Below are 19,673 nucleotides of genomic sequence, written 5' to 3' on the forward strand. Positions count from 1 at the left end.
AAAGAGCCTAACATGAACTGCACCCCAATTGTTAGACACACTAACAATTGGGGTGCAGTTTTTTTATGTTTCTTATTCCACAAGTGTAAGTCTGCCTGTTGCGGGATCAATGACCAAACCGTGAACTGGAAAATCTTTGACCATTAGGGGATGATTTTTTACCATATCCACACTATGTCTGACACTTTCGCTCACATCTTCAAAGCCACGCAGCCATTCGTTCAATTCCACACCCGAATAGCTCAGCATATCGATTGTTTCTTGAGCAATTCCCCGATCAATCATTTTCTGCAGCATGACATCCGGTTTGATGGCACTCATCCCACAGTCGTAATGACCAATTATGTAAATTTCTTCTGCATTCAATTCATATACAGCTACAAGTAAACTACGCATGATGCCACCGAATGGATGGTTAATTACAGCGCCGGCGCTTTTTACAATTTTCACATCACCGTTTTTAAAGTTCATTGCCTTCGGTAATAATTCAAATAACCGGGCATCCATACATGTTAAGATAACTATTTTTTTGTCCGGAAATTTTGTTGTAATGAATTCTTCGTATTGTTTTTCAGCTACGAATTTTTGGTTAAAAGAAAGAATTTCGTTTAATAAAGACATTTATCAGTTCCTCCTAAGTAATTTCCTTTCTTATTGTAGATGATTTTTATAGGGATTCGCCACTTTTAAGTCACATTCCTTAAAAACAAGGTAATGTGTACCGATAATCCTTTGTGTAGAATAGAAATATTAACTACACTATAAGGATAAAGAAACATAAAGGATGAAAAACATGAACCATTCAATGCTTGAAGAGGCAGCTAAATTTATTTTTCAATATGGAGAAGAGAATGGACTTTCAATGGAAGTGGTAAATGACCGTCAGCGTTGTGTAGAAAGTGAAATAAGAGCTACTGGAACCTATACACATACACTGGAGGAAATAACGTATGGTGCAAAGCTTGCTTGGCGAAATAGTACGAAATGCATTGGACGGTTGTTTTGGGAAAGTCTCGATATTTTAGATGCAAGAGATGTGGAGTCGTCTGATGAAGTAGCCGGATATCTGCATAAACATATTCAACACGCAACAAATACAGGGAAAATTCGGTCTACGATTACCATTTTTCCGCCACTTAAACAAAATGAACCGCAAAAAGTGCAATTGTGGAGTCATCAGTTGATCCGCTATGCAGGGTACAAATTGGAATCAGGTGATGTTGTAGGTGATCCAGCTTCGATTGAGATAACAAAAATAGCCCAAAATCTTGGTTGGGAAGGTGAGGGCAGTCCGTACGATTTATTGCCCGTGATTTTCCAATGGGATGAAGGGAATCCAATAATGGTACCATTAAATAAAGAAGAAATACTTGAAGTGGAAATCAATCATCCTGTTCATCAAAACTGGGAACCACTTAATCTGAAATGGTATGCGGTGCCAATCATTTCGGATCGATATTTGGAAATTGGCGGATTACGTTATCCCGCTCCTTTTAACGGATGGTATATGGAGACAGAAATCGCAGCAAGAAATTTAGTAGATTCTTATCGTTACAATCGATTGAGAGATGTCGCAGAACAGTTGGAGCTTGATACATCAAGTACGACAACGTTCTGGAGGGACAGAGCCCTAGTGGAACTTCAACATGCAGTGTATGCATCGTATAAAAAGGCTGGAGTCCAGATTGTCGACCATTATACAGCGGCACAGCAATTTCAAACGTTTCGTGATAAAGAAGAAAAGCAGCAAAGAGAAGTAAAAGGGGATTGGACGTGGCTCATTCCACCGGTGTCGCCGGCATTGACTCCAATCTTTCATCAAGGAATTATGAACGAGGAATTGTCGCCGAACTTTATCAAACAAAAGCGACCTGCATTATATAAAAAAATGAGCGAGATGACAGAATCATCCCGCTCACAAGGTTGCCCCTATCATTTTTGATTAGCGGGCAACTTTTTGTATTTTATCCATCATAACTAATGAACGACCTGTACCGATTGCTACAGACTCAAGTGGTTGAGGGGCAATATGAACTGGTACGGAAATCTCGTTAGATAACCATTCTTGCATGCCTTTTAATAGGGCACCGCCACCAGTCAATACAACACCTTGGTCAACAATGTCACCAGATAGTTCTGGAGGACAGCTTTCAAGAGTTGCACGAATTGCTTCCAGAATAGAAAGTAACGATTCTTTCAAAGTCTCTTGAACTTCTACAGAACTGATTGTAATAGTTTTTGGAAGGCCTGTCATGACGTCACGGCCACGCACTTCCATTGTTTCTACTGTATGTGGAATCAAGGCGTACCCGACTTCCATTTTAATTCTTTCAGCTGTGCGTTCACCGATTAACACATTGAATTGTTTACGGACAAAATGAATAATGTCTTCATCCATACGGTCTCCCGCAACTTTAACTGTATTAGACGATACGACACCGCCAAATGAAATGATCCCAACTTCAGTGGTTCCCCCACCAATATCAACAATGACACTTGCAATTGGTTCGCTGACAGGCAGGTCTGCGCCAATCGCAGCTGCTACAGGTTCTTCAATCAAATGTACTTCTTTAGCGCCACTATTTTTCACGGCATCATGAATTGCACGGCGTTCTACTGAAGTAGCGCCAGATGGTGTACATACCATAACGTTCGGTTTACGGACAGAGCTACCCATTTTTTTGCCTACTTTTTTCATGACCATACGCAACATATCTGTCGTTACATCAAAATCAGCAATGACGCCATCTTTCAATGGTCGAATAACTGTAATCGAGCCTGGTGTTTTACCGATCATACTCTTCGCTTCTTCACCAAATGCGACAACTTGTCTAGTTTTTGTATCCACCGCTACTACCGATGGTTCATTTAAAATAATGCCTTTATTTTTTGTATATACAAGGATATTAGCTGTTCCTAAATCAATCCCCAAATCAATACCTGAAAACATGCAGATTCCTCCCTTAAAACGGTTTGCTTCATAAGTATAGAGGATTTTAGTGCATAATCCATATGGTACTTAATGGGAGTTGTCAAATGTTGCAGAATTTCCTGTGACATATGGTATAGAGAGGAGGGGGGAATTAAGTATCTTGTAGGATTTTGTCACATTATCGTTATACTCGTGTAGTGTAAATGTAAACGAAAAGTTAAATCATAACAAAAAGCAATCGTCTGTAGACGATTGCTTTATATGATTAATACTTTGTATTAGGTTTTGGATCGATTATTTCTGCGTCATGAGAAACTAAAGCTCTACCCAAGAAATGCATAACGAATTGACCAGTTATCCCAATAATAATCATAAAGCCAATAACAATTATAATCCCGAAAGTCATGAGAACTCTCCTTTCTACTAACCTATTTGTTCAATAGTTATCAGTATACAGGAGGAAAGTGCATTCTTGAAGGTATTTTACCAATTGTCGAAAATTGTTCATTAAAACGCCCAGTTACCTGCACGGAATATCGCTTCACGAGAGCCGTCTTCCAAAATTCCATCAATGTCCATTTGCTCAGAACCAATCATGAAGTCCACGTGTGTAATGCTTTGGTTTAAGCCGTTCTCCGCGAGTTCTTCTTGAGACATCTTTTTGCCGCCGTCTAAACAGAATGCATAAGCGCTTCCGATTGCAAGGTGGTTTGACGCATTTTCATCATACAGAGTGTTGTAGAAAAGTAATCCGGATTCAGAGATAGGGGATTGGTGAGGTACCAATGCAACTTCTCCTAAATACTTCGCGCCTTCATCCGTATCCACCAATTGTTGTAATACTTCTTGTCCTTCTGCAGCTTCCACTTTCACAATGCGTCCTTTTTCAAACGTGATTTTGAAATCGTCAATAATGTTGCCGCCGTAGCTTAAAGGTTTAGAGCTAACAACAACTCCATCCACACCAGTTTTCAAAGGAACTGTAAATACTTCTTCAGTTGGCATGTTTGCCATGAAAGAATCGCCTTTTTCGTTTACGCTTCCAGCCCCACACCATAAATGGCCTTTAGGAAGTTCAATTGTAAGATCAGTACCCGGTGCAGTGTAGTGTAACTTGTGATATTTTTTTTCGTTTAAATAATCCACTTTTGCATGAAGAGTTTCATCGTGTTTTTTCCATGCTTCGATAGGAGAGTCAACATCTGCACGCACAGCTTTAAAAATTGCTTCCCATAATGCAGAAACTTGCTCATCTTCAGCAACGTCAGGGAACAATTTCGCTGCCCAAGCTTTAGAAGGAGCTGCAATTACTGTCCAACTGATTTTGTCCGATTGAACGTATTGACGATATTTCGATAAAGCGGTTCCAGCAGCCTTTTGGAATGCAGCAATGCGGGAAGACTCAATTCCTTTAAGTAAATCAGGGCTTGAAGATATCACATTCATGAACGCTGCACCTTGATCCGCAAGCTGTTCACGTTCTTGAATTTTCCATGCTGGGAATTCCTCGAAAGAAGCACTTGGAGCCATTTCGAATTTTGTGCGGGTAATGACGTCGTCCGTCCAGTCCACATAAACTTGTTTTGCGCCCACTTCATAGGCTGTTTTAGTTAATAAACGTACAAATTCAGGATTATCAATTGATGCTGTAATGTATAAACTTTGTCCCGGTTGAATGTTAACGCCGACTTTGACAGCTAACTCAGCGTACTTCGTTAATTTCTCATTAAATGATGTCATTTCAATATTCTCCTTTTTCGTCCAGTCTGCTTCTATAGTAGCAATATTCAAAGCAGTAAATCAATTGCAATAATCGTAAAACGAAAGAATAGTTTGGTATTTTGAAAATTAAGTATTGTAATCGCCTTCACAAAAGTTTATATTATAAACAAATGTTTAAAGAGGTGATGTGATGAATGAAAAAGAACAGGCGATCATTGAGATGATTCGCCAAAATCCATTTTTGACCCAAAAAGAAATGGCGGAAACGTTGAACATTTCAAGACCCGCGTTAGCTAATTTAATTTCAGGTTTAATGAAACAAGGAAAGATTGCGGGAAGAGCGTATGTCTTGCATGAAGAACGGGAAATTCATTGTATTGGTGGCGCCAACGTTGACCGTAAATTCCATTTGCAACAAAATGTTCAACTGGGAACATCGAATCCAGCGAATGCGATTGAAAGTGTAGGTGGTGTTTCACGGAATATCGCTGAAAATTTAGGACGCTTAGGACATAAAGTGCGTCTTTTTACAACTGCAGGTAAAGACGCAGATTGGCATACAATCGAAACGGCTTCGCAAAGCTTTATGAACTTGCAATCCATCGAGCAGCTCCCAACTCACACTACGGGTTCTTACTCAGCAATCCTGGATCCTTCAGGGGAGTTGGTTCTGGCTATTGCCAATATGGACGTATATGAAGAATTGACACCTGCCTATCTACAAACCTATGAAATGCTGTTAAGTGGTTCAACACTTATTGTTATTGACTTAAACTGTCCGAAAGAAACGGTACAGTTTATCCAACGATTTGCTTTTGACAATCAAATTCCATTGGCAATAGTGCCTGTTTCCTCACCTAAAATGAATCGCATGCCCGATGAACTACATGGTGTCACTTGGGTCTTATGTAACCTAGATGAAGCCGAAATGTATTTGAAAAAGACGATTAAAACGAATGAGGAATATCATGAAGCTATATTGGAACTTTTAGCTAAAGGTGCAAAGTATGCAGTCATTACAACTGGAAGCAATGGAGTTTATTTTGGTTCCGCTGAAGATGGTGTACGTCACATGCCGGCCGTAAAAGCTTCTTCGCTAGAAGATGTTACTGGAGCTGGTGATGCCTTTGTTGGGGCAACGCTACATAGTTGGTTGGAGGGTTTATCACTACCTCAATCGATTCAAGCAGGTCTGATGAATGCTTCCAAAACATTAGCATCTCCTTACACGGTAAGAACCGAACTTTCAGCAACACGTTTAATAAAAGAAATGGAGGAATTATAAATGAAACAATACATATCTTATTCAACCGAGGTAAAAGAAGCACTGGAGACAGGTAAAGCAGTCGTCGCTCTGGAGTCGACTATCATTTCTCACGGGATGCCGTACCCACAAAACGTAATTACGGCAAAAGAAGTGGAACAACTGATTCGTGACAATGGAGCAGTACCAGCAACGATTGCCATATTGGACGGTCAAATCAAAATCGGCTTAAATGATGAAGAATTAGAAGTGCTTGGAAACAGTCCAGACGTAGCCAAGGCATCACGTCGTGACTTGCCATACTTATTGGCAACTAAACAAAAAGGTGCAACAACGGTAGCAGCGACCATGATTTGTGCTGATTTAGCAGGTATTCATGTATTCGTTACAGGAGGAATCGGCGGCGTACATCGTGGTGCTGAAACAACGATGGACATTTCAGCAGATTTGGAAGAATTGGCACAAACGAATGTAGCGGTCATTTGTGCAGGCGCAAAATCGATTTTGGATATTGGCCTCACACTGGAATATTTGGAGACGAAAGGTGTACCGGTTGTTGGGTATCAAACGGATTCTTTACCGGCATTCTATACGCGAACGAGTCCATTTGGAGTGAATTTCCGTGCGGATGATGCACAAACAGTAGCCGAAATGTTGAGAGCAAAATGGACATTGAATCTGAAGGGTGGAGCAGTCATCGCCAATCCTATTCGTGAAGAAGATGCAATGGAAGAGTCCTTTATTACTGAGATTATTGAAAAAGCATTGGCAGAAGCAGACGAAAACGGCATTGCTGGAAAAAACGTCACGCCATTTTTACTTGGAAAAGTGAAAGAATTAACGGAAGGCAAGAGTTTGGAAGCAAATATTGCCTTGGTTAAACATAATGCAGTTGTTGGTACAGGCATTGCCGTGGCGTATCAAAATTTAATGAATGTGTAATTTCCTAGAGAAGCCTTCCTTGCGAAGGCTTTTTTATGTTTAGTGGAAGAAAATGAGTGAAAGGGAATAAAGAGAGGCTGAGAGGGAGTACACGGGTGACGACCGGTAAAAATGACTTTCTACAGGAAGAAACCAATTTGAACGGAAATAAACCACAAAAACAAAAATTCCTTCTATTAATTTTTTTTTGCAGAAACGCGAACGTCGAATGCCTATACGGAATACGATACATAGATTAACAATTGGAGGTAATGAAATGTATTCGAATATTAATCAATACGTAGCCCCTCTTAATCCATGTCTCAGTCGTGCAGAACTAGAACTGCGTAATACGATGCGTTTACTTTGGTCACAGCATGTATACTGGACAAGAGCAGCCGTGATTGCATTGATAAACGATTCACCCGACCTGGAGATGGTGCTGGCGCGATTATTACGAAACGCTCCCGAGATGGGAGATGCACTCGTGCCTTATTACGGAAAGGAAGCGGGAGACCGTTACAGTGAGTTGATTAAGGAACATCTGGTACTTGCAGCCGATCTGGTGAAAGCGGCAAAAGCGGGAGATACGAAAAGCTTTGAAGCCATTAATAAAAAGTGGTACGCCAATGCAGATGACATTGCTGAATTTTTGAGTATGATTAATCCTTTTATCACGAAACATGAAATGCAGGAAATGATGTACAAACATTTGGAGTTACTTACAGCAGTAACGACTTATTTGCTTGAAAAAAATTATACCGCTTCAATCAACACATTCGACCTATACGAATTACAGGCACTCCATATGGCAGATGAAATTTCTGAAGCCATCGTCGCCCAGTTTTCCTGCCCTCCTTGTTATTGATAATGAGTCTTTGAACACCATTCAAATTTGAATGGTGTTTTTTTATATACTTAAAAGTTTTGTCGATCAGTAATTGAGGAACTTAATAGTATGGAGGGGATGAGCGTGAAGACGGATGTTTTTATCACTGGTGGTGGCATTGGTGGCTTAACACTTTGCTTTGAAGCTAGTGCGTGTAGCGGTTTTCAATAGTTTCTTCCATTCATTCGAAAATATACATCTATTGCCTCAAAAAGAGCAATGGGAGCAATGGCGAACTGACGCTAATTTAACATTATTGGGCATGCAGATTGTCATCAGAGAAGGCAGTTGGTTTTGCTGAGCAATATAAAAAGACCTCTAAGTCAACAAGACTAGAGGTTCTCGGCTAAAAAAGTTCGCTAAGTTTTTTAAAAAATTATTTACGTAATGAACCTAACTCTGATGCGATGGCTTGCATTTCGCTTGGACTGAATGTATCACGCTTCATGACCATGGCATACAAATCGTGTAAATCTTCATACTGAGAGTCATCAAAATGCTCAGATTTCATGGCATCTACATTGACCATACGAAGTTTTTCTTTTATTTGTTCAATCATGTATTCCACATTTTCTTGTGAAGGTTGAGTTAAGTTCATTTGGGATTCCTGCCTTTCGGACAATATGGTTAATCATTTCATGGGACAGAAAGATTGTCAAATCCAATTCACATATTGTTTTAATGAAGAAAGAGTTGGGTATATTAAAGCACAATGATTATTACTACTTAGGAGGTTTTTATATGAAGGAAAGCAAATTATTTAAAGGCATGGTTGTTGGAGCATTGGCAGGAGCGGGGATCAGTTTATTTGATCGTGCGACACGTGAAGAGGTTAAATATAAATTGAAAACGGTATCTTCTGACGTGAAATATTATTCAAAAAACCGTGATGACCTGATAATGAAATTACAGGAAAAAGCAGAAGTTCTACAGACGGTTTATACTCAGATATCCCAAGATGCTAAATATTTATCAGGGAAAGTGGAAGAAATGAAAATCTTGACACCACAAGTGAAAACGTTGGTAACAGATACAAAAGAAGCATTCGAACACTCTAAAGAAGAGTACAAAACCATTGTAAAAGACGATGAAGATGAATTCACTATGCCGGTTTTACCTGAGCATGTATACGAAGAGAAATATTTCTCATAAGGAAGGGAACGATGACATGGCTAACGAAGATATTCCAATTCAACCTAGAGGTAGTCAAAAAACCAAGTCGTCAGGGAATTTCTTAAGTAAGCTGAAATTGATGCAATTTAAGAAAAAAAATAAAGAACCTAAGCATCCTTTTGATGTCACATCATCAAAAGGATTCTTTCAAGAATTAATTGCTCGCATTCAACATGTGGACGTATCAGGCTTAGGGGCACAACTTGCGTTCTTCTTTTTATTATCGCTATTCCCTTTGCTGATTTTTTTGGTGACCTTGTTGCCGTATTTGAATTTGCAGGAGGATCAACTCTTTAATATTTTGCGTACATATGCACCTGTTGAAGTATACACGCTGATTGATGGCACTTTGAATGAAGTGCTCAATAACCGCAACGGTGGTTTATTATCAATCGGGATTCTTGCTACCATTTGGTCTGCATCGAATGGGATGAACGCATTGATAAAATCATTTAACCGTTCATATGATTTGGTAGAAACAAGACCTTTCTTCATCGCAAGAGGTATATCCGTTATTTTCACTTTATTGCTCATAATGCTATTTGTAATTGCACTTGTATTGCCGGTATTTGGCAAACAAATTGGTACTTTCATATTCTCTTATCTCGGCTATGAACAAGGATTTTTGGAAGTATGGAATAATATAAGATGGACCATTCCACCTGTCATGATTTTTATCGTCTTTATGTTGTTATACTGGATTGCCCCAAATCGCAAGTTGTATTTGAAAAGTGTAATTCCTGGCGCAATCTTTGCAACACTAGGCTGGATCATTGTTTCCCTTGGATTCTCATTATATGTTAGTAGCTTTGCCAATTACTCAGCTACATATGGAAGTATTGGTGGAATCATAGTGTTGATGATGTGGCTTTATTTTTCCGGAATCATCTTGATGGTCGGGGGACAAATCAATGCCGTGATACAGGAACGAAAAGAAAAACTGGCCATGAAAAAAGCAGGAGCTGTCGTATAGACGCTCCTGCTTTTTATATGTTCCGATTCAGTAGACGTAAACTGTTCAAGATTACTAGAATCGTACTGCCCTCATGTCCAATGACCCCCAAAGGTAAATTTATCATTTGAAAGAAATTGCTGATGATTAAAATGACAATAACGGTAATGGAGAAAAATACATTTTGCTTAACAATCCGATTCATTTTACGAGACAAGCGGACAGCATAATTGATTCTAGATAATTCATTTTTCATGAGGACGACATCAGCAGTTTCCAATGCCACATCCGTCCCTTCACCCATAGCAATTCCAATCGTTGCAGTTGCCAAAGCAGGGGCATCATTTATGCCGTCGCCAACCATCCCAACATTTTCGTATTTCAAAAGTAGTTCTTTCATATGGCTCACTTTTGTCTCTGGCAAGCATTCGGCAATGTATTGATCAACGCCAGCTTCTTCAGCAATTACTTTTGCAGTTCGTTCATTGTCGCCTGTCAGCATAATCGTATAGACGCCTGATTCACGAAGTAAAGCAATAGCTTCTTTTGCTTCAGGTCGAACTTGGTCTCTTAATGCAGCAATGGCAATGATCCCATCGTTATCTGCTGCGAATACAACTGTCTTTCCTTGTTCGGTCAATTTAGAAGCAATGCCATCATGAAACTTCATGGCTGCATCTGTTCCTACGTAACTCGGTTTTCCAACTTTCCATTGTGTCGTTCCAATCGTTGCATGTATCCCCCAACCGGGAACATCTTTCATATTCGAAATAGGTGAAGTGACAATCCCTTGATTAACCGCAAATTTAGTAATTGCCTTTGCAAGTGGATGCGTTGATTGCGATTCAATACTTGCCCAGTTTGTCAGAACTGAGGTTTCATCCATGCCTTCACGAACGATGAAATCAGTCACTTCGGGCTTTCCTTGAGAGAGCGTGCCCGTTTTATCGAGTGCGATTGCTTTCATGGAACCCACATTTTCTAAATGAACGCCGCCTTTGAACAATAATCCGTTTTTGGCACCATTTGAAATGGCTGAAAGAGTTGCTGGCATAATCGATGCAACGAGTGCACAAGGTGATGCTACTACGAGTAGTACCATCGCCCGGTAAAATGTCGTCGTCCAGTCCCAGCCAAATAGGAAGTGGGGGAGAAACATCATGATGCCTACCGAGATAAGAACAATCTTGACGTACCGGCTCTCAAACTTCTCTATAAATTGTTGCGCCGGTGATTTTTCACTTTGCGCCGATTGCACAAGTTCGATAATTTTTTGTACGAGCGATTCACTGCTTAGCTTGTTCATTTCAATTGTCATGACACCATTTAAATTAACAGTACCGGCAAATAAATGGTCGCCTGTGTGTTTTGATACAGGAATGGATTCCCCACTGATTGCAGCTTCATCTACCAAAGTATTTCCGCTCACGATAATGCTATCTACGGGAATACGTTCACCCGGTTTTACAAGCAGGAGGTTTCCTATTTGCAACTCCTCTACAGCGACACGCTTTGATTGCCCGTTTTCATCCAGCAGCCATGCTTCCTCTGGTTGTAACTTCATTAACGCTGATAATTCGCGTTGGCTTTTATTCATCGTGTAAGTTTCCAAAGCCCCACTTAGTGCAAAAATGAAAATTAGGACCGCACCTTCCGTCCAATAGCCAATAATGGATGAGCCAATTGCGGCAAAAATCATCAGTAACTCAACGTTTAATTCTTTGTTGTGCACTGTGTGTAAAATGCCTTCCTTCGCCTTAGCGTAACCGCCAATTAGAAAGGCGATTAAATAGATAGAAATGGATAAGGAGCTTTCCTCGCCTTTTCCGATCAGCCAAGCGATTACAATTAATACGCCTGATAAAAGTGCTGCAATCAATTCGGCATGTGGTTTGATGCGACTGAACATTGTCAGTGAAATATTTTGCTCTTTTGCTCTCATTTACATTCCTCCTGATAATGAAAATCAAAATCATAGTCCCTAAAATGTACGAAAAGCTGGCACTCCCAAAGGGAATACCAGCATTTATTAGAATTTATATTAATTAATAATCATTATAACATAGAAGTTCTTAAACAGGCAATCTAATGAATTATTTATATACAGGCTCACTGTATTGGGCTAATTTTTCAAGAGATGATTTATCTACATCTGCATGTAAGCTATTGCCGTGAGAATCCATTGTAACGACCGCCGTGAAGTCTTCAACGCGCAAATGCCACATCGCTTCAGGAATGCCGAATTGCATTAAATCCACGCCCTCAACATCTTTTATACAATCCGCATAGTATTGAGCAGCTCCACCAATTGCATTTAAATATACTCCGCCGTGTTCATTAAGCGCTTCCAGTGTTTTTGGTCCCATGCCGCCTTTACCCATAACCGCACGAATGCCGAATTTTTTCATGATGTCGCCTTGGTAAGGCTCTTCACGAATGGATGTAGTCGGACCAGCCGCTTTAATATGCCATTTGCCTTCGTCATCTTTCAAAACAACCGGACCACAGTGATAAATGATTTGACCATTCAAATCTATTGGTGCATCATTTTCGGATAAATATTTATGAATCGCGTCACGTCCTGTATACATCATCCCGCTGATGTTCACGACATCGCCGACTTTTAATTGGCGAATTTCTTCTTCGCTGATTGGTGCACGCAGTTCGACAATGCGAGATGTTGCTTCTTCAGCAGATTGATCTGTACCTGAGTCTTTAAACTCAACTTTTTCGCCTTCTTGATATTGCCATTCATTGATTTCACCAGTCGCAGGGTTAATGTTGATCGCCAATCGACGGTAAGCCCAACAGTTGTAAGCTACGGAAACAAAGAAACTTGCCGGAATACGGTGCATGACACCAATCTTACAACCTAGTAAAGTAGCTTCTCCACCAAAGCCCATCGTGCCAATGCCAAGTGTATTAGCTTTTTCTACAATGTATTCTTCAAGTTCAGCGAGTTGCGCGTTAGGGTTCACGTCATCCACAGAGCGGAATAATTGTTCTTTGGCTAAGTCATATCCGGAAGCACGGTCGCCACCAATTCCTACACCAATGAATCCTGCTGAACACCCTTGACCTTGTGCTTGATAGACTGAGTGAAGAATACATTTGCGAATGCCATCCAAGTCACGTCCTGCTTTACCGATTCCTTCAAGTTGTGCAGGGAGGCTGTACTGAATGTTTTTATTTTCACATCCGCCACCTTTAAGGATAAGCTTCATTTCTATGTAATCTTTTTCCCATTGCTCAAACTTCACAACTGGAACACCTTCGCCCAAGTTATCGCCACTGTTTTCACCAGTCAATGAATCTACTGCATTAGGACGCAGTTTACCAGTTTTCGTAGCAGTAACCATCGCACGTTTGATTGCCGCTTTTATTTCAAGTTGGTTAACCCCAATTGGCGTTTTGATTTTAAAAGTAGGCAACCCAGTATCCTGACAAATAGGGGAGACATTTTCGTCCGCCATTTGAATATTGTTGGTGATTGTATCCAAACTCATCGCAGCGCGAGTGCCCGCATTTTCCGCCGCTTTAGCTTTGCGGACTGCACGACGCACGTCTTTCGGTAAGTTTGTCGACGTTTCTGTAATTAAGTCATATATGCTTTTTTCCAATGTTTCTAAGTACATGTGTGTTGACCCCTCTCATACATTGCTTAGTCATAATTCCACTCTCCATTATACTCTTTTCAGTTGGCTAAAAAAAGGAATGGATGTCGAAAGGAGGGAGGGGGGTAAGGAGAAGTTGGATGCGAATGGACAGAAAGAGATTTGTATGGACGTAAAACCATTGCAGATGGATATAAACCGCCTCTGACTGGACATAAATCACATGCGAACCGACAGAAATGGTCTGCGATTAGTCAAAAAACATTTCATAGCTTAAAATTTCATTCGAACTAACCGCTTTGAACTTTCACGGTTGATTTTACAAAAAAGGAATCTGCGCCCTTTCCGCGGACGAACTGGCAAGCCTCCTCGCTCGTACCTCACTGCGGGGTCTTGCCAGCCCGTTTTTCCGCAGGAGTGGCGCAGATTCCTTTACTTTAACAATATGATTAACAGACTCTAGAACACCCTATTAAATAATGTTGTTGATATTACGAAGAGTGCATTTGCGCCTAGCTGGCCGCAAGAGCGTGAAGAATGAGACCGCAAGTATGTGGTTTTCATACTTGTTGGGCTCATGCGGAACGTGCGGCAAGCGCAAATGTACGATAAACAACCACACCATTTAACAGAGCTAAAATAAAATAGAATTTGGAACATAAAAAAGAGAGCACCCATATAAATAGGCACTCTCCATGTGTTCATTCAGGACGGTTTTTAAATTGTTCCATCTTTTCTTCTAAGTCATCCATCATCGCAATCAAGCGATCAATGTCTTCAAGTTCAGTCGTTTCTGGTTCAATTGAATCTAATACTTCTAAGAAAATGTGAAGACGTTCTTTTAAGTATGTGACTTGTTGGTCTTTGTTTGAAATTGACTTGCCCATGTGAGCCACCTCGCTTTACACATACATCGTAGCCCATATACAATGATTTTTCAACTGTCAGTAGGACTTATGAAATATTTTAATATTAAATGTATTTTGAATATTTACAAAAGTTAATTAACGTGTTAAGGTTAATTTACTTCAACAAGAGAGGGGAGGCCGTAGTGAATAGTCGAAACCAATCAATCAGTTAGAAGGAGGGGGTTCGAACATTTCACCGGCACAATAGCCGTGAATCGATATATGGATACTCAATTGGATATTAGTGATATTTAGAAGGCTCAGCCAATCATCTGTTCGCAGATCATCGACTGAGCCTTCATCAATGTCTAAATAAGTTCGAACGTTTCTACGACTTCAATTGATTGGTCTACAGAACGGACCATAGAACAATTTTTCTTCGTCAGAATCATTGCTTTTTCAACTTTCGCTTCCTCGAGTTGACCTCTTAATTTGAAATGGATGTGCACTTTTTCGAGTCGATTTGCTTCTTCAGGATTGCGCAACACTTCCAATACTTCAATCTCCATATCCTCAATCGGCATACGCATCTTCTCACATACTTTTCGAAGAACGCCGCCACTACAGCCTACAAGAGACGAAACAATTAATTGGTAAGGTCTAAATCCTTTTGTTTCATCTCCTGAAATCGTTAATTTTCCAAACTCCAACTCTGTTTCTAATCCATATTCTGTCATCACATACTTCAACGCAAATCCCTCCTTTATGATAGAATTGTACCGAAACTTGGTTGAAATGAATATAATTTCAACCCGTACGCAGGAGGACCTTCATGAATCAGTTTACAGCCTTAGAAAAAAGAAGATTTTGGATTTTAGTGGTCATTGTTTCGATATCTGGATTTTCGCAAGGAATGCTGTTGCCACTCATTTCTGTAATTTTCGAACAAGATGGACTTTCTTCTTCATTGAACGGTTTGAACGCAACAGGGCTATATATCGGAACACTTTTAATTTCTCCATTTATGGAACAGCCACTTCGAAGATTTGGTTATAAGCCCGTAATTCTCATCGGAGGGATGTTGGTTTTTGTATCATTGCTGTTATTTCCGCTATGGAAAAGTGTTGTTTTTTGGTTTATTTTGCGATTGTTCATTGGAATAGGAGACCATGCACTTCATTTTTCGACTCAAACATGGATTACAAGCTTTTCGCCACAAGAACGCTTAGGGCGCAATATCGCATTGTACGGACTGTCATTCGGAATTGGTTTCGCAGCAGGTCCTTTATTTTTGCCACTCGTTTATATTTACGAAGGCTTGCCGTTTATCATATCGGGGATTTTATGTATGTCCGCTTGGTCACTCATATTTTTTGTAGATAATGATTTTCCCGGGCATATACATGAAACATCCACAATGCGAGGGACATGGGCACGTTTTGGGGCAACCATTGGATTTGCTTGGGTAGCTTTTATCCCTCCATTTAGTTACGGATTTTTGGAGTCCAGCTTGCATGCCATTTTCCCAGTCTACGCGTTGCGAAATGATGTCAATGTGTCTATGGTTTCCATTATATTAGCTGCATTTTCAACAGGTGGAATCCTTTCGCAGTTACCATTAGGTGCTCTAAGTGATCGAATCGGCAGAAAGAAAGTCGTATTATTTTCGTTGTTTGGCGGCGCGTTCTCTTTTAGTTTGGCAGCCATGTTAGAGAATAATGTTTGGACACTTATCGGTGCATTTCTACTCGCTGGTTTGTTCGTAGGGTCAACATTTTCTCTTGGTATTTCTTACATGGCGGATTTAACGCCTAAAGCTTTATTGCCATCAGGGAATTTACTATGCGGGATTTTCTTTAGTATCGGCAGCTTGACCGGACCATTTTTGGGCGGTGTGTTTCTGGAGTACTTTAAAGACTTCAGTTTTTTATGGCTTATTTCGTTATTTTTATTGACGTTAAGTTTATTAAGCTTGTTGAAGCCCAAAAAACAGCATGTCCAATCGAGTTGAGATTCGATGGGACATGCTGTTTTCAGTTATGAGAGGTCATTATAGATTTTTTGCTTTAAATGTATCACCATCTTCAATTGTTCCCGCTTCATATCCTTTTTTGAACCAACGCATGCGTTGCTCAGAAGTACCATGTGTAAAACTTTCCGGTACGACGTATCCTTGCGTTTTCTTTTGAATATTATCATCACCTACTGCACTTGCAGCAGTAATCGCTTCTTCAATATCGCCTACTTCTAAGTAGCCTTGACCTTCTGCGTAATGGGCGAAAACGCCAGCATAATAGTCCGCTTGCAACTCCAGACGTATTAAATATTGATTGAACTCTTCTTCACTCATTTTATTGCGAAGTGCCATTACTTCCTTATTTGTACCTAAAAGTGTTTGCACGTGGTGACCAACTTCATGGGCAATAACATAAGCCATTGCAAAGTCACCAGGAGCTTGGAATTTTTTATTCAATTCTTCATAAAAGCTTAAATCAATATAGAGTTTATAATCACCTGGACAATAAAATGGTCCTACGGCTGAGCCTGCTGCTCCACAAGCGGATTTGACTTGACCGTTATACAATACCATGACCGGTTCCTGATATTCCGATCCTTTTTCTTTGAAAAGCTCGCTCCATACAGTTTCGGTGTCTGCCAGGACAACTGAAACGAAATCCGCCAGTTCTGTTTCTTGTTCAGTTTCTTCGTATTGACCTGCTTGGTTCGTATCAGTGCCTTGTATATTATTTAAAATATCACCGGGACCACCGCCACCGATTAGCGTCATAATAATGACAATGACAAGACCAATTCCACCGCCAACAATTCCTATTCCACCAGCACCCATCCCTCTGCGATCTTCTACGTTTGCACTTTGTCCTCGACCTCTCCATTTCATAGCAATTCCTCCGTCTATCCAATTTAGCTTTATATTCGTAGTAACTCATTTTCTTTATTCCCTAGAATTAAAAATAATAATCCTTGATATTAAACAAAAAGAAAAAGCATGCCCAATTGAGCATGCCAGAAATTTTTATTTATTTTGAGGCTATGTTAAGTGATTCTAGTGTTTATCGCTTAATGATTATTTACGCTCCAATAATGTGACGCTTTCGATTTGTGCTGTTTGCGGGAACATATCGATAGGTTGGATATAGACGATATTGTAAACCTTACGCAATTCGCTTAAATCTTTTGCTAAAGTGGATGGATTACATGACGTATAGACAAATCTTTTTGGTCGCACATTTAAAATAGTGTGCAATAAACTGTCCGCTAAACCGGTCCGAGGTGGATCTACAGTTAGGACATCAGGGGAGAACCCTTCACGGCTCCATGTGGCAAGCCACTCTTCAGCAGTGCCAGTCTCGTAAGTAGCGTGAGTGAATCCTTGCTTCTCTGCGTTTTTCTTTGCATCGTAAATACTATCCGCAATGATATCCATTCCTCGTACTTCTTTTGCTTGATCGGCTAACCATAAGCCAATTGTTCCAACACCACAGTAAGCATCGACAACGGTTTCTTTACCTGTTAATGCTGCAGCCGATTTAATTTCGTTATATAAACGAACGGTTTGAGCGGGATTCAATTGGAAAAATGCTCGTGCAGATAAATCAAATGAAAGTTCACCTAATTCTTCATGGAGTGTTTTCTTGCCATGAAGAACTATTGTTCGCTCGCCAAAAATTAAAGAAGTTTGCTTCGGATTGACATTTTGGACAATCGAGACAATGGCAGGATCTATGGTCGCCAATTTATCAATGAGTAGTTGACGTTTCGGCATTTCTGCAAGTGTAGTGACAAGTACTAACTGAATTTCACCTGTTTGAATGCCGGTACGGACCACAATTGTTCGTACTAGACCATTGCCGGTTTCACTATCATAAATCGGTATTTTAAGTTTCTCTAGAATTCTTTTTACTGCATTCGTCACAAGTGTTGTATGTGGATGTTGCACGATACACTCATCGATATCTAATAACTGATGTGTACCTTCCGCAAATAGACCAGCTTTTACTTTCTTGCCGTCTTTACGTACTTGGAATTGACTTTTGTTGCGATAATGCCATGGATTTTCCATGCCTATTGTCTGGCGCACTTCGATATCATTGGCAATGTCTTTTACGTATCGTTCAAGTGATTGCACAATCAAATCACGTTTTTCTTTAAGCTGTTGTTCATAAGTCATATGCTGCAACTGACACCCACCGCAAGCTTCATAAACAGGGCAGGGTGCTTCTTGACGGTGAGGTGAGGCCTTACGGATCTTTAGAATGCTTGCTTCAGCAAAATTGCGCTTGACTACTTGTACTTGAGCGGTCACTTCTTCTCCTGGAAGAGCGCCTGTAACGAAGACGACATTGCGCTTATAATAGCCAATGCCTTCTCCATTAATGCCAAGGCGTTTGATTGTCAGCGGGAATTTTTGACCGACTTCGATTATGTTTTCTTGTGACAAATGTTTTCACGTCCTTTACTACTGGTTTCTACAGTATATAGGACAGACCAGTTAATGAAAAGACAACGGGAATTCGATTGCTTCATTTACCAATGCGTCTAACGATGAAAATGTGTAGCCTTTCGCTTTGGCATCACGAATAAAATCGGGTAAAGCGGCTGCATTATCCGGAGAAACCGTATGCATCAAAATTATGGCACCTGGATGAAGTTGGTTCATTAAATGGTTGTATGCATAAGCCTTTCCTTGTGGACGATCAGCATACCAATCAACGAAAGCGACAGACCAGAACATATGGCGATAGCCGAGCTCGTTACCATAGGCAAGTAATTTTTCACTGAAAACACCTTCAGGAGGCCGTGCAAAATATGTTCTCTTCACGCCCGTTTTTTCGGCAAGAATCTGATCGAATTTTTCCCATTCTTCTTTCATTCGTTCTTCCGATAAATTAGCCATATTTGGATGGCCATACGAATGATTTCCTATTTGATGGCCTTCCTTCACCATACGTTGGACCAGTTCCGTCGCACTTTCTACATAATGACCTGTCAGAAAAAAAGTGGCAGGTGCTTTTTCTTTTTTCAATGTGTCTAAAATAGATGCAGTGTAGCCATTTTCATAGCCATTGTCGAACGTAAGGTATAGGATTTTTTCATCGGGAGACCCTTTGTAATAGGCTCCATATTTTTTCAAGAGTTCATCAAATGCACTCCCGGCTTGAGCTTGTTCTTCCTGTTTTGATTTTTTGAATCCCCAATTAAGAGATTCGGCATCTACTTGAAATGGATTCAATAAAATGCCCAGAGTTAATATTGCACATGAGGCAATGACGCCTACGGTATGTTTCCACCACATAAAAACGCAACCTTTCTTTTTAAGATAGGTTGCGTTTTCTCTGA

The 19,673-nt window shown here is 40.2% G+C and carries 19 protein-coding genes; 7 read left to right on the forward strand and 12 right to left on the reverse strand.

The window, feature by feature from the left end; genetic code table 11:
- Positions 1-72 precede the first annotated feature (72 nt).
- Positions 73-621, reverse strand: coding sequence for a carbonic anhydrase (locus tag MHH33_RS04095; RefSeq protein ID WP_016429260.1), 549 nt, complete (start codon positions 619-621; stop codon positions 73-75).
- A 172-nt stretch (positions 622-793) separates the two neighbouring features.
- Between MHH33_RS04095 and MHH33_RS04100 the strand changes: the two genes are divergently transcribed.
- Positions 794-1,942 (forward strand): nitric oxide synthase oxygenase, encoded by a 1,149-nt coding sequence (locus tag MHH33_RS04100; protein WP_016429259.1) that lies wholly within the window; start codon positions 794-796, stop codon positions 1,940-1,942.
- On the opposite strand, the gene mreBH is transcribed toward MHH33_RS04100, so the two are convergent.
- The 3 genes from mreBH to MHH33_RS04115 form a co-directional block, all read right to left on the reverse strand.
- On the reverse strand, positions 1,943-2,950 hold the full coding sequence (gene mreBH / locus MHH33_RS04105; protein WP_016429258.1) for a rod-share determining protein MreBH: 1,008 nt from the start codon (positions 2,948-2,950) through the stop codon (positions 1,943-1,945).
- A gap of 247 nt (positions 2,951-3,197) precedes the next feature.
- Positions 3,198-3,338 (reverse strand): hypothetical protein, encoded by a 141-nt coding sequence (locus MHH33_RS04110; protein ID WP_016429257.1) that lies wholly within the window; start codon positions 3,336-3,338, stop codon positions 3,198-3,200.
- A gap of 101 nt (positions 3,339-3,439) precedes the next feature.
- On the reverse strand, positions 3,440-4,672 hold the full coding sequence (locus tag MHH33_RS04115) for an aminopeptidase (RefSeq protein WP_342543022.1): 1,233 nt from the start codon (positions 4,670-4,672) through the stop codon (positions 3,440-3,442).
- A 172-nt stretch (positions 4,673-4,844) separates the two neighbouring features.
- Here MHH33_RS04115 and MHH33_RS04120 point away from each other — a divergent pair, with 172 nt between their 5' ends.
- The 3 genes from MHH33_RS04120 (at position 4,845) to MHH33_RS04130 (ending at position 7,707) form a co-directional block, all read left to right on the forward strand.
- The gene (locus MHH33_RS04120) at positions 4,845-5,939 is read left to right on the forward strand and encodes a carbohydrate kinase (protein WP_016429255.1); all 1,095 of its coding nucleotides are present in this window, start codon (positions 4,845-4,847) and stop codon (positions 5,937-5,939) included.
- A complete protein-coding gene (locus tag MHH33_RS04125; RefSeq protein ID WP_016429254.1) occupies positions 5,940-6,860 on the forward strand; it encodes a pseudouridine-5'-phosphate glycosidase in 921 nt (306 codons plus the stop codon). It abuts the gene before it with no gap.
- Between the two features lie 256 nt (positions 6,861-7,116).
- Positions 7,117-7,707 carry a hypothetical protein gene (locus MHH33_RS04130; protein ID WP_016429253.1) on the forward strand — a complete coding sequence of 197 codons (591 nt, stop codon included), beginning with the start codon at positions 7,117-7,119 and terminating at the stop codon, positions 7,705-7,707.
- A 397-nt stretch (positions 7,708-8,104) separates the two neighbouring features.
- Here the strand turns inward: MHH33_RS04130 and MHH33_RS04135 are convergent, their stop codons facing one another.
- On the reverse strand, positions 8,105-8,326 hold the full coding sequence (locus MHH33_RS04135; protein WP_016429251.1) for a DUF1128 domain-containing protein: 222 nt from the start codon (positions 8,324-8,326) through the stop codon (positions 8,105-8,107).
- A 143-nt stretch (positions 8,327-8,469) separates the two neighbouring features.
- Here MHH33_RS04135 and MHH33_RS04140 point away from each other — a divergent pair, with 143 nt between their 5' ends.
- The gene (locus MHH33_RS04140) at positions 8,470-8,880 is read left to right on the forward strand and encodes a YtxH domain-containing protein (RefSeq protein ID WP_016429250.1); all 411 of its coding nucleotides are present in this window, start codon (positions 8,470-8,472) and stop codon (positions 8,878-8,880) included.
- A 16-nt stretch (positions 8,881-8,896) separates the two neighbouring features.
- Positions 8,897-9,874: a YihY/virulence factor BrkB family protein gene (locus MHH33_RS04145; RefSeq protein WP_016429249.1), complete on the forward strand. Its 978-nt coding sequence runs from the start codon at positions 8,897-8,899 to the stop codon at positions 9,872-9,874.
- A gap of 13 nt (positions 9,875-9,887) precedes the next feature.
- Here the strand turns inward: MHH33_RS04145 and MHH33_RS04150 are convergent, their stop codons facing one another.
- The 4 genes from MHH33_RS04150 to MHH33_RS04165 all read right to left on the reverse strand — a co-directional run bounded on the left by MHH33_RS04150 (position 9,888) and on the right by MHH33_RS04165 (position 15,064).
- Complete coding sequence (locus MHH33_RS04150; protein WP_016429248.1) at positions 9,888-11,795, reverse strand: heavy metal translocating P-type ATPase; 1,908 nt, start codon at positions 11,793-11,795, stop codon at positions 9,888-9,890.
- A 151-nt stretch (positions 11,796-11,946) separates the two neighbouring features.
- A complete protein-coding gene (locus MHH33_RS04155) occupies positions 11,947-13,488 on the reverse strand; it encodes a fumarate hydratase (protein ID WP_016429247.1) in 1,542 nt (513 codons plus the stop codon).
- A gap of 680 nt (positions 13,489-14,168) precedes the next feature.
- Positions 14,169-14,354 carry an SE1561 family protein gene (locus tag MHH33_RS04160; RefSeq protein WP_016429246.1) on the reverse strand — a complete coding sequence of 62 codons (186 nt, stop codon included), beginning with the start codon at positions 14,352-14,354 and terminating at the stop codon, positions 14,169-14,171.
- Positions 14,355-14,683: 329 nt separating this feature from the next.
- Positions 14,684-15,064, reverse strand: coding sequence for an OsmC family protein (locus MHH33_RS04165; protein WP_016429245.1), 381 nt, complete (start codon positions 15,062-15,064; stop codon positions 14,684-14,686).
- 83 nt (positions 15,065-15,147) lie between these two features.
- Between MHH33_RS04165 and MHH33_RS04170 the strand changes: the two genes are divergently transcribed.
- A complete protein-coding gene (locus tag MHH33_RS04170; protein ID WP_342543023.1) occupies positions 15,148-16,326 on the forward strand; it encodes an MFS transporter in 1,179 nt (392 codons plus the stop codon).
- A gap of 39 nt (positions 16,327-16,365) precedes the next feature.
- On the opposite strand, the gene MHH33_RS04175 is transcribed toward MHH33_RS04170, so the two are convergent.
- The 3 genes from MHH33_RS04175 to pdaA all read right to left on the reverse strand — a co-directional run bounded on the left by MHH33_RS04175 (position 16,366) and on the right by pdaA (position 19,629).
- Positions 16,366-17,214: a neutral zinc metallopeptidase gene (locus MHH33_RS04175; RefSeq protein ID WP_342543024.1), complete on the reverse strand. Its 849-nt coding sequence runs from the start codon at positions 17,212-17,214 to the stop codon at positions 16,366-16,368.
- 186 nt (positions 17,215-17,400) lie between these two features.
- A complete protein-coding gene (rlmD, locus tag MHH33_RS04180) occupies positions 17,401-18,774 on the reverse strand; it encodes a 23S rRNA (uracil(1939)-C(5))-methyltransferase RlmD (RefSeq protein WP_342543025.1) in 1,374 nt (457 codons plus the stop codon).
- 51 nt (positions 18,775-18,825) lie between these two features.
- Complete coding sequence (gene pdaA, locus MHH33_RS04185; RefSeq protein WP_016429241.1) at positions 18,826-19,629, reverse strand: delta-lactam-biosynthetic de-N-acetylase; 804 nt, start codon at positions 19,627-19,629, stop codon at positions 18,826-18,828.
- Positions 19,630-19,673: the final 44 nt, after the last annotated feature.

This window comes from Paenisporosarcina sp. FSL H8-0542, from assembly GCF_038632915.1.
Lineage (GTDB): Bacteria > Bacillota > Bacilli > Bacillales_A > Planococcaceae > Paenisporosarcina.